Annotated in this window: 10 protein-coding genes; all 10 read left to right on the top strand. The window is 43.9% G+C overall.

What is annotated here, in order from left to right; genetic code table 11:
- On the top strand, positions 1–667 hold a 667-nt coding region (gene moxJ / locus LGT40_RS07500; RefSeq protein WP_226343184.1), incomplete at its 5' end, for a methanol oxidation system protein MoxJ.
- 48 nt (positions 668–715) lie between these two features.
- Positions 716–1,300 (top strand): cytochrome c(L), periplasmic, encoded by a 585-nt coding sequence (moxG, locus tag LGT40_RS07495; RefSeq protein ID WP_226343183.1) that lies wholly within the window; start codon positions 716–718, stop codon positions 1,298–1,300.
- A 127-nt stretch (positions 1,301–1,427) separates the two neighbouring features.
- Entirely contained in the window at positions 1,428–1,703 is a 276-nt protein-coding gene (locus LGT40_RS07490; RefSeq protein WP_226076582.1) for a methanol dehydrogenase [cytochrome c] subunit, read from the top strand.
- 83 nt (positions 1,704–1,786) lie between these two features.
- On the top strand, positions 1,787–2,821 hold the full coding sequence (locus LGT40_RS07485; RefSeq protein WP_226076580.1) for an AAA family ATPase: 1,035 nt from the start codon (positions 1,787–1,789) through the stop codon (positions 2,819–2,821).
- The gene (locus LGT40_RS07480) at positions 2,818–3,651 is read left to right on the top strand and encodes a DUF58 domain-containing protein (RefSeq protein ID WP_226076578.1); all 834 of its coding nucleotides are present in this window, start codon (positions 2,818–2,820) and stop codon (positions 3,649–3,651) included. Before LGT40_RS07485 ends, LGT40_RS07480 begins: the two co-directional genes overlap by 4 nt.
- Positions 3,641–4,606, top strand: a complete 966-nt coding sequence (locus tag LGT40_RS07475; RefSeq protein WP_226076576.1) for a hypothetical protein — start codon at positions 3,641–3,643, stop codon at positions 4,604–4,606. Before LGT40_RS07480 ends, LGT40_RS07475 begins: the two co-directional genes overlap by 11 nt.
- On the top strand, positions 4,603–5,580 hold the full coding sequence (locus LGT40_RS07470; protein ID WP_226076573.1) for a vWA domain-containing protein: 978 nt from the start codon (positions 4,603–4,605) through the stop codon (positions 5,578–5,580). Before LGT40_RS07475 ends, LGT40_RS07470 begins: the two co-directional genes overlap by 4 nt.
- A complete protein-coding gene (locus LGT40_RS07465) occupies positions 5,577–6,149 on the top strand; it encodes an MxaK protein (protein ID WP_226076570.1) in 573 nt (190 codons plus the stop codon). The genes LGT40_RS07470 and LGT40_RS07465 overlap by 4 nt, the downstream gene beginning before the upstream one ends.
- A 12-nt stretch (positions 6,150–6,161) precedes the next feature.
- A complete protein-coding gene (locus tag LGT40_RS07460) occupies positions 6,162–7,160 on the top strand; it encodes a vWA domain-containing protein (RefSeq protein ID WP_226076567.1) in 999 nt (332 codons plus the stop codon).
- A 107-nt stretch (positions 7,161–7,267) separates the two neighbouring features.
- Positions 7,268–11,509, top strand: coding sequence for an EAL domain-containing protein (locus LGT40_RS07455; RefSeq protein WP_226076558.1), 4,242 nt, complete (start codon positions 7,268–7,270; stop codon positions 11,507–11,509).
- The last annotated feature ends 53 nt before the right edge of the window (positions 11,510–11,562 follow it).

The following is an 11,562-nucleotide window of genomic DNA, read 5'->3' as shown; positions in this document are numbered from 1 at the left end:
CGCCAAAGTTCTCGCTGAAAGCATGGATATACCTGTGGAATTTGTCTGGTCTGACAAAGCGGCGATTTTTCTCGTTACAGAACATTTATTAAAAAATGAATGCGACGTCGTCATCGGCGTTGATACAGATGACCCACGTGTTGCAACCAGCCAACCTTATTACAAATCTGGCTACGTGTTTGTTTACCGTGCAGATAAAAACCTCGATATCACCGATTGGGACAGCGCGGACATTCAAAAACTAAATCGCTTTGTTGTTGTTCCAGGTAGCCCTTCAGAAGTCATGCTTCGTGAAATCGGTAAATATGAAGGCAACTTCAACTATACAAAATCATTATCTGGATTTAAATCTCCCCGCAATAAATACATCCGTTTGGAACCGTCCAAACTAATTGGTGAGGTCACCTCAGGGAATGGAGATATCGCTCATCTTTGGGCGCCAGAAGTGGCTCGGTATGTTCGTGATTCAAGTACACCATTAGAAATGGTTGTTGCACCTGAATTTGGCAAGCTTAAAAACGGCGAAGGCATCGCACAACATTACGATCAATCCGTTGCCGTACGCGAGGATGACAAAGCTTTACTCAATGCCATTAATAAAGGTCTGGCTGATGCGGCACCTGAGATTAATGCCATCCTCAAAAAAGAAGGGATCCCGCTGCTTTGATGCTTTGTCATGCAGACTCTTTTAATTCAACAGGATAACTCAAACACTATGATTAAAAATGTAAAGACTTTAACAAGTAAAACAGCTTGTCTACTGGGTTTATCGATGCTCACAGCTGTCAGCCTGACGCCTGTGACTGCTGAAGCTCAGGTGCAATTCAGAAATGCGACAACGGGTGTACTGATTGACTTTTCTTTCGGTAAGAAAGGTGAAGAAACTGAAGCTGTAAAACACTTTATGGAAACAGCAGAAAACCTTTATAACCAGGATGAAGAGGCTATCAAAGTCGGTGAAGACCTGTTTATGACCGCATGTTCCGGTTGTCATGGTCATCATGCTGAAGGAAAGCTGGGACCCGCTTTAGGTGATGCTTACTGGACCTACCCGGCAGGTCGCTACGACAAAGGTTTCTTTGAAATCATTTATGACGGTGCCCGCGCCATGATGGGGCCTCAACGTAATAACCTCAGCATTGATGAAATTCTGCATGTTATGGCCTACGTTCGCAGCATTTATTGGGATGAACCGGAAAAAGCATTATGGCTACCCGAAGAGGAACGTAAAGACCTGGTACCTGCAGAAATGCCTGCAGAGTTCAAAGAGGCTTTAGAAAACTTTAATAAAACACATTAATAAAACGTTTGTTTTAGCTGTGTTTAAAGACAGATTTTAAAGATTAGTGATTGATAGCTTGGCCTCAGCCAGCTCAGGGCATCCTGGCTATCAAACATTATGTTGTCAAAACCAAAAGGAGAGAAATATGAAGAAAATTAAAACATTAGCCGTAACTGGCGCGACAGCATTATTGTTAACCTTCGGCATGTCAGCAATGGCTTACGATGGAACAAAATGTGAAGCATCAGGTGACTGCTGGGAAGCAAAACCAGGGTTCCCTGAAAAAATCAAAGGATCTAAATACGATCCCAAACATAGCCAAGCAGAGCTGGATAAGCAAACCAGCGCGATGGAAGCTATGGAAGCACGTAATGCTAAACGTGTAGAAAATTTCAAAAAAACGGGTAAGTGGTCTTACTAAACCCAAGCTGAGGCCAGTCGATAAGACTGGCCTCTTTTTGTTTTCATTACTGACCACGTTCGTCAGTTCAGGCAATAAAAATCATGAGCAATGTCGCTGTAAATTCAGATAATCTTCTTCACGATTGGCATCAAAAAGCAGCCACTCTCCAACAAAATATTAACCAGACCATATTAGGTCAGGAACACATCATTGAATTGATGGTGGTGGCCATTTTTTGTCGTGGTCATATATTGCTGGAAGGTGATGTTGGTGTCGGTAAAACCACACTACTCCGGGCTGCCGCCGAGAGTCTGGGCGGAGATTTTGAACGTATAGAAGGCACCATTGACTTGATGCCTCATGATTTGGTGTATTACACCCATATCGCCAATGATGGTAAACCAGCGGTCAATGAAGGTCCCTTGCTTAAGCATGGTCAGGACTTATCCATATTCTTTTTTAATGAAATTAACCGCGCCAGACCCCAAGTACACTCGTTATTACTCCGCGTTATGGCTGAACGAAGTGTCAGTGCATTTAATAAAACGTTTCATTTTCCTCATTTACAAGTGTTTGCCGATCGTAACCGTATCGAAAAGGATGAAACCTTTGAATTGCCTGCGGCAGCCCGTGATCGCTTTATGATGGAACTTCACATCAAGCAACCCAAAGCCGAAGACCAACTTAAAGAATTGATGTTTAATACTCGCTACTACGATGCCGATAAATTGGTCGACAGTGCGGACAAAGCTGTTTTACCGTTTAATCAATTAAACGAAATTGCCGTAATGATCCAAGATCAAATCCATGTCAGTGAAACAATTCAGAATTATGGCTTTCATTTATGCCAAGCCCTTCGAAGACCGCAAGATTATGATATTAAAATCAGTGATATCGATACTGAAAAGTTAGTTTTAGGTGGCATGGGACCACGAGGCATAAGCTATCTCGCGAGAAGTGCCCGTGCCCATGCATGGTTGAAGCAGCGCCATACGGTCACGCCTGAAGACTTTCACGCTGTCATACGTGCCATCAGTAAGCACCGAATTTTTATTAATCCCGTCTACAACTACAACGGTGAAGCAATTATTGAAGAATTGATCAACGGTGTTTTAAATACCATCCCATCCCCATGATTCAGCAAGACATTCAACATCTGGTTTTTGATTATAAAACGCCATTTTTGCTCAATGCATTACGCGAAAGTGAACATAAAAGTAAACGTCAGGGGCCTGGGAGTGATTTCTACAAAAAATCTGCTTTTTTAGCAGATCCAAACCCTGCCCGTATTGACCTCTCCGCCAGCGTTACCGATCCGTTTGAGTCAATTTATGTGAAAACCTTTCGTCAACGCAGCAAGCTTGATGTGCTGACGTTGGTTGACGGCTCGGACTCAATGGCCATTTCTGGAAAAGCCGATTTAGTCGATCTGACTGAAAAAAGTATTGCGGCCTCAGTTGCAGTAAGAAATGATAATTATCGAAGCTATTTATTGACGTCATCAATACTGTCTGTAACCGATCCGGATTTACTAACGCAGCATTATGCTGCAGCACAACATCCTGACCAATACCACAATACGGCGCAAGCATTTTCCGATATTGAATGCTTATTACCCACTCGCCGTTCATTAATATTTTTACTGTCTGATTTTCATTGGAGTAACGAAAAACTCAATCAGATTTTAAATACCTTATCCGGTCACTACTTGGTTCCAGTTGTCATCTGGCGATCAACCGAATATGAAAACTTTCCTCTGTGGCGATTTGTGCAAATCCGCGATGCAGAAACGGATGAAAATCGTCTGATTTTTGTTACGCCTAAGCAAAAAAGACTTATCGAATCGACTTTTGCTGATCGGAGAATATTTCTGAACAATCACTTTCAACGTCACAATTGCAGAGCATTTTGGATGATTGATCAATTTTCAGCACAACAATTGAGTGAGTTTTTCCATGGTCGTTAATTCACTGTTAAAACACAAAATGCAAAAAATAGGTGGTGGAGTATTGTGGTTACTTGTTCTCATCATCAGTCCGGTTCAAGCAGAGGAAGTACGCAGCGGTATTGTTGAGCAATCGCTGGGTCGGGATTTTGGGATTTTAGTGGGGGATATCATCGAACACTATTATGTGGTGCAAGTGCCCGCAGCTTACAGCTTGACGCCTGCCTCACTTCCGCCCAGTGGAGAAATGGATTATTGGCTACAGCTGCTTAATAGTGAGTATGAGCTGATCGCTGAAAATAATCAGTTTCGGCACTATCGATTACATTTCACCTTTCAAACTTTTTATGCTCCATTAGATGTCAGAGCATTAACCATTCCGGCATTAACCGTACGGTTTATTGCAGATGATAAAGCAGAGCAAATTACCCTCCCTGCCTGGCATTTCACCATGTCACCACTAAAAGAAATTGCGCCTCGTGGGGTGGCCAGTGATTCCAATCAAAATGCTTTTATGAAAGCGGATTTGCGTCCAAAGACTATTCCCATTTCCGGCCTGCAACAGCAAGTCTGGATACTATCACTAACACTGTTGGGGCTGCTATTGATATGGATGAGTCTTAAAGGTTATTTCTTTGCCTTTACCCGTTCACCTTTCCAACAGGCTTTTCATCAAGTTAAACGTCTGCGTAAACATCACTATGAACCATCCGCTTTTTACCAGGCGCTACAAGCCGTACATCTCGCGTTCAATCGCTTAGCCAAGCAAGCATTATTTGCCCATCAGGTAGATACATTTGTTTTACAACACGCCGAATTGAAACCCTACCAACAGAAGATTGATGACTTTTACCAATTATCTACCGAAGTACTCTATTCCGAACAGAAAGCAGGCTCGCTGAATGATTTTGATCAATTACTACAACTTTGCAGGCAATTAGCCGGCGTAGAAAAGCTGGCTTTGAAGAAGTCATGAACATTGCATTTGCCCAACCATGGGCACTTATTTTATTACTGTTGGCAGTGCTGCCTTTTTTTACGGGCATTTTTCGAAAGCGGGTATCCAGCTGGAATCGTCTGCTTCCAGCCTCGGATGCAACCCGATGGATCAACCGGATCATCAAACTTTTGGGTGCTCTGGCATTTACCAGCATGGCATTGGGTCTGGCCGGGATGTATCAAACTGAAAAAACCTTTACTCGTACAGGTACCGGGGCACACATTGTATTTGTGTTGGATAGAAGTGCCAGTATGAATGAAACCTTTGGCGGCAAGGTCCCGGATAAGGACACGCCGGCCAAAAGTCAGGTGGCTCGCCGATTATTAGCAAAATTTGTTGATGAACGTCCACATGATTTATTTGGTGTAGTTGGTTTTAGTACACAGCCTTTCTTTATCAGCCCGTTAACCGAACATAAATCTGCGACACAAGCCGCGATAAACAGTTTGACCAGTCCCGGTCTGGCTTTTACTAATGTTGCCAAAGGGTTAGGTATGGGGCTGAGCTATTTTCAAGACCAGCCACATACGGGATCACGCGTTATCGTCCTGGTTTCCGATGGTGCCGCCACGCTGGACCATCGAGCTCAACGGGTATTAAGAGAATGGTTTGAACGCTACCAGGTAAGTTTATACTGGTTTTTCCTTCGTACTGAAAATGGCCTGGGTATCACCTCTGAGCCAGATTCACCACAGGACGATAATCCCCGCGTGATGCCTGAGCGATATCTTGATCAATTTTTTCGTACATTACCCATCCCCTACCACGCTTATGAAGTGGACACGCCAGAATCGCTCGAAGTCGCTATTAATCAATTAGATGATTTGGAAAGCCTGCCACTGGTCTATAACGAACTGATTCCTCGCAATGATTTGACCTGTATATGTTTTTTGACCGCACTGTTTGCTGTTCTGATTTTAGTCGGCATCAAAGCACTGGAGGCGAAATGATTTATCTGAATCGAAATAAACTTATATATATCGTAAGTTTTCTGACACTGATGGTGATGGGTGGTCTGGTTTATAGTCTTTACACTCTGGCTCAGTATCAGCAAATAAATCAGCAAATTACCAAGCTTAGTCAGGGAGAAATGCTTGATCCGACCGAACTGAATATGCAATCGCCCGAAGTTCGTATTGCCTATGCCCACTTGCAACGTAAACTTAACTTATTTGATGAGGCCGTGGAAACTTATAGCGGGACTGAGCGACTGGCTGATAAATCCCAGTTGGTCCATATTCATTATAATTTGGGCAATCTGTATTTAATTCAAGCCATCGATTTAGCTGAAAATCTGTCTGTAGATCGAGCTGTTGCCATGGCGGATGTGGCAAAAGATTTCTACCGAAATGCATTAAAAAATCAGCCATCATTTTGGGAAGCAAAATACAATTTAGAAGCCGCTCAGCGTTTATCTCGGGATCTGCCTTTGGGTGACGTCACAATCAGCGAAGAGTCCCAGGATGCGAGTACCGAATTATGGTCTGCTATGCCCGGCTTCCCTATCGGTCTACCGTAAGGTGCTGAGCGAATGAAATCTCCTTGGTTAATTATCAGTACCGCATTATTACTGCTATTGTCTGTTTTAATGCCCCATCTGCCATTTCCCAGTAAAAAATATGATTATTTTTTTATGATCGATATCACCCGCAGTATGAATGTGGAAGATTATCAGAACCAGAACGGTGACCCGATAAGTCGGCTGGAAAAGGTAAAAGCTGACGCATTAAGTGCTGTACAAAAATTACCTTGTGGCTCCCGTGTCGGATTGGGCGTGTTTACTGAACGTATGCCGACATTGCTCTTTACCCCTATGGAAGTCTGTGCAGACTATCCTGAAATTCGTGAAAGTATTAAACGGATTGATTGGCGAATGGCCTGGGTAGCAGACAGTAATATCATTCAAGCTTTAGCAAATACGCTTGAGTTAATGCATACAGTGGAGCTGAACGATACGACTTTAGTGTTTTTTACCGATGGTCAAGAAGCTCCACCGATAAATGCCCGCTATGCACCGGATCTGGCTGAATTACAGACTTCTGAGGACAATCAGCCACCACCCATCAAGGGTTTGCTCGTGGGTACCGGGGATCATGCGTTGAGCCGAATCCCCAAATATGATGAAGAAGGTGTTCAAATCGGTTTTTATACTGCCGAGGATGTGCCTCAGGGCACAACATTTGGGCTACCAGAAGATCCGAGCAAAATTGAAGGCTATGTTCCGAGAAATGCCCCATGGGGAAACCAAAGTCGAGCAGGAAATGAACACCTTTCCAATGTGAAAGAGGAATATTTAAAGTCACTGGCTGAGCCAGCAAAGCTTCACTATCATCACCTGCAATCTGCCAGCGAGTTATACAACGCTTTGACGCATGATGACTTTTCCCAACGGCATATTCGGCAAACAGATTTAAGCTTTATCCCTGCAGCGTTAGCAATGTTTTGTTTATTTTTAGCTTACTTGCCAGAAAGCCTGGTTTTACGCAAAAAAGGGGTTGTTAAAAGTAACCCCGTGCAAGCTCCCCATTAATACCATTAAAGAACCTAAGCCACTTATAACCACGTCTAATAAACGATTAATCCGTCGACGAATTAAAAATCTTGTTATTATTTACAAGCAAATTTAAGACGGAACCAATGCACGTCACTCCTCACAGATTTAGTTTATTATTGCTGCTCATGATGCTCGGCAACCTGTTTGCTCAAGTTAATGCGGCTACGGCGGAGTCCGTTACGTTACAGCTTAAATGGCGGCATCAATTTCAATTCGCTGGTTACTATGCCGCCCTCCAACAAGGTTATTATCAACAGGAGGGTCTGCAAGTCACACTGCGTGAGCGTCAGCCCGGCATCAGTGTGATTGATGAGGTTACCAGTGGGCGTGCAGAGTATGGTATTGGCGGAATTGGCTTATTGGCAGAATATGCCGATGGCAGTCCTATACGAGCCTTAGCGGCTATTTTTCAACATGATGCTTTGGTTCTGGTGAGTAAAGCACAGTCAGGCATTGTCAGTCCCTACGAAATGGTCGGCAAACGAATCATGTTTGATGATTCAGCAGGCAACGATGCCTTGTTCCAGGCTTTATTTGCTGATGCTGGTATCTCATCCACCGACTATGAACTCGTCCCTCAAGATCAGCAAATTGATAGTTTGCTAAATGATCGCGTCGATGTCATGTCAATCTATCGTACCGATCAACTTTTCAAATTGAATCAGCTTGGTGTGGCGGTTAACATTATTAACCCACAAAGCTATGGCTTTGATTTTTATGGTGATATTTTATTCACCAGTGATCGAGAACTACGCAATCATTCTGGTCGAGCTGAACGCTTTCGGCGTGCAACCTTAAAGGGTTGGCGCTACGCACTGGATAATCCAGATAAAATCATAGACTTGATCATAAACCAATATGGCAGCCAGGCCAGTCGGGAACAATTGCAACATGAAGCCAGGGAAATCCAAAAGCTGGTATTGCCCGATTTAATCCCATTGGGCCAGCTGGATCCCGCTCGTCTTCGTCGCAGTGCACAGATATATGAAAGGTTCAATATTGCACCAGCCCTCTCAGAATCACAGTTAGAGGGATTTATCTATCAGTCCAATACATCACTGCGACTGACCCCGGATGAACAACTATGGTTAGCAGAAAATCCGATTATCAAATTAGGGATCGACCGCGAGTTTGCCCCTTATGAATGGATTGATAGTGATGGTAATTATCAAGGGCTGGCGGCTGAATATATCCAACTACTGAAATCCCGGCTGGGCGTTGAGTTTGAAATCATCACCGACAAACCCTGGCATGAAATTATGGCTATGGCACAACGGGGTCAGTTGGATATGTTGTCCTGTCTGAATATGAGTCCGGAGCGCTCTGAGTATTTACTCTTCAGCCAACCCTACATTACTAATCCCGTAGTCATCGTTAATGCCAACCGGTATGGTTATATCGGTAGCCTGGATAAGCTTAAAGGCAAAACTGTCGCGGTGGAGAAAAACTATCATATCCAGGAGAGCCTGACCCAGAACTACCCTGAAATAACGCTCCTGCTGACCGACACCACCACAGAAGCATTAAAAAAAGTAGCAACTGATGAAGCCGATGCCTATATCGGTGATGTCGCTTACACCAACTATGCAATTAAACAAGCCAATCTGATCAATCTGCAGTTTTCCGGACAAACCCAGCAATATAATGCCTACAGAATGGGTATCAATCCCGTACATCCTCAGTTGCAATCCATCATTAACAAAGTGCTGAATACCGTTTCGGTCGAAGAACAACGTCGAATTGAACAAACCTGGATGGGGCTGAGTATTGAAAAAGGGATTTCCACAACAACGGTCATCATTATTACCTTGAGCATATTGCTCATTATTCTGATATTTGCTTTCTGGATCTACAGGCTTAAGCAGTCCGGCCAGGCTTTAGCTCGTAACGAATCCAAACTGCGCAGTATTGTGAATGCTTCGCCAATCCCGCATGTTCTATCAGATGGAAAAAGCAAAATATTTTATTTAAATCAGGCTTTTACTGATAATTTTGGTTTGACATTAGCAGACGTTCCCAATCTGTCACTTTGGTTTGAGACGGCCTATCCGGATCCAGACTACCGGCGGCAAATCAAAAAGAAATGGGATGATTTTGTGGTCGAGGCTTTACAGCAGCCACTTCCTTATCGAGGCGAAGCGGTTGAAGTCAAAATTATGACCAACTCACAACAGGCCAAACAAGTATTAATTTCCAGTACGGTAATCAATGATGGTCAATCAAACGTATTTATCACCATTTTTTATGACATCAGTGAACGCAAGCTGGCCGAAGAAAAATCGAAACTATCCGGTCGAGTATTTCATCAGGCACACGAAGGCATTCTGATTACCCATCCAGATGGCCGAATTGTTGATGTCAATCCAGCGTTTTGTGAAATTACCGGCTACAGTCGTGAAGAGGTTATTAATCAACGACCCTCGATTCTGAAATCTGGTAAACATAGCGATGCATTTTATCGAGAGATCTGGCAGCAGCTGGTTGATAATGGCTATTGGCAAGGTGAAATCTGGAACCGTCGTAAAAATGGTGAATTATTTGCTGAGCTGCTGACTATTTCCACATTATCCGATGAGCAAGGCGACACCTTGCATTATTTGGGTTTGTTCTCCGACATTACTGAAATCAAAGAACAACAGCAGGCACTGGAGATGATGGCGCATTACGACATGCTCACCCAGCTACCGAACCGAACTTTATTTGCCGATCGTTTCCAGCAAGCTATTGCACACAGTGTCCGCCAAAATAGTCTGTTGGGGGTCATTTTTCTGGATCTGGATGGCTTCAAGCCGATTAACGACACCTATGGCCATGAAACAGGTGACCAGGTGCTTATCGAAGTCGCTCAGCGGATAAAAGCCTGTATCCGGCCGGATGACACCGCTTCACGACTTGGGGGAGATGAGTTTGCTATTTTGCTTAATGACATCAGCTCCCTAGCACACTGCGAACGGTTGGTCAGTAGACTACTGCGCACTATACAACTGCCTTATCGTATTGATGGTGATACGATTCAATTAGGTGCCAGCATGGGTGTCACGTTATATCCACTGGATCACGCTGATGCCGATACCTTGCTGCGTCATGCAGATCAGGCGATGTATCAGGCGAAACAAACTGGCCGTAATCGTTATGCTATTTTTGATGCCGTTCATGATAAGCAGATTTTGCTCCAGCAAAGTCAGCTAGATACCTTACAACAGGCTTTTACCAATAATCAGTTTTGTCTATTTTATCAGCCAAAAATTAATATGCGTAACGGTCGCCTTTATGGAGCAGAAGCCCTGTTACGCTGGGCTCATCCACAGCAAGGTATCCTGGAACCAGCCGCATTTATGGGTTCTATGGCCGGAAGCGAACTGGAAATCCGCATTGGCAACTGGGTCATCGACCAAACCCTGAAACAATTACAAAAACTGCATTCTCAAGGTAAAAACCTCGAGATCAGCGTAAATATTTCCGCCTATCATTTGCAGTGGTCAGGCTTCTTTGAAAATCTTGATCGACTGTTGTCTAAATATCCTGATTTAGCCGCTGAATATTTGCAGCTCGAAGTGCTTGAGAGCAGTGTGTTAACTGATATTCATAATATTTCTGCCATTATCAGTAATTGTCGTGATGGCCTTGGTGTTCGCATTGCCTTGGATGATTTTGGCACTGGCTATTCTTCTTTGAGTCATCTACGTCATCTCCCCGTTGATGTCATTAAAATTGATCAAAGTTTTGTTCGGGACATCATGGATGATGCAAATGACTTCACCATTGTCGAAGGAGTGATTGGTTTAAGTCATGCATTTCAACATCAAGTCATTGCCGAGGGCGTCGAAAGCGTTGAACATGGCCTGATGCTGATGACGATTGGCTGCGATATGGCACAGGGTTATATTATCGCCCAGCCGATGCCAACCGACGAATTTATACATTGGATGGAGAACTATCAGCCCGAGGCTCGATGGCTCAAACATGCCCGCAATACTCTCACCCCCCAACAACGTCTTTTGGCACTAATGCAAATGCAGGGCAAGCAGTGGTTACAGCGGGTCATTGATAATCTGCACAGCAGTCCTACCCAAATCAGCAGCTGGCCATTGATGAATCCTAAGCGTAGTCATTTCACGCATTGGTTGGAACAAGGCAAACAGGAAGAATTATTTAATTCGCTTTGGCTGGATCGGCTCAAGCTCGCTTACTACGAACTGTTCCACGCGGCGGCGAGTTTGCGTAATCAATTTGAAGAAAATGAAATCGAGCTCGCCCGTAAAGGTATCACCGATCTACAAAAACTATACGCTGAGGTTGAACAACTGCTTGCCGCACCCTTATGACCAACCTATATTCAGAATGTCGTCGCATAGCCACTCTTTCAGAGAATAGCGCC

This window comes from Methylophaga pinxianii, assembly GCF_020447225.1.
Classification (GTDB): Bacteria; Pseudomonadota; Gammaproteobacteria; order Nitrosococcales; family Methylophagaceae; genus Methylophaga; species Methylophaga pinxianii.
Note: the sequence above shows the minus strand (reverse complement) of the source record. Positions and strands in the feature narration are given on the sequence as shown.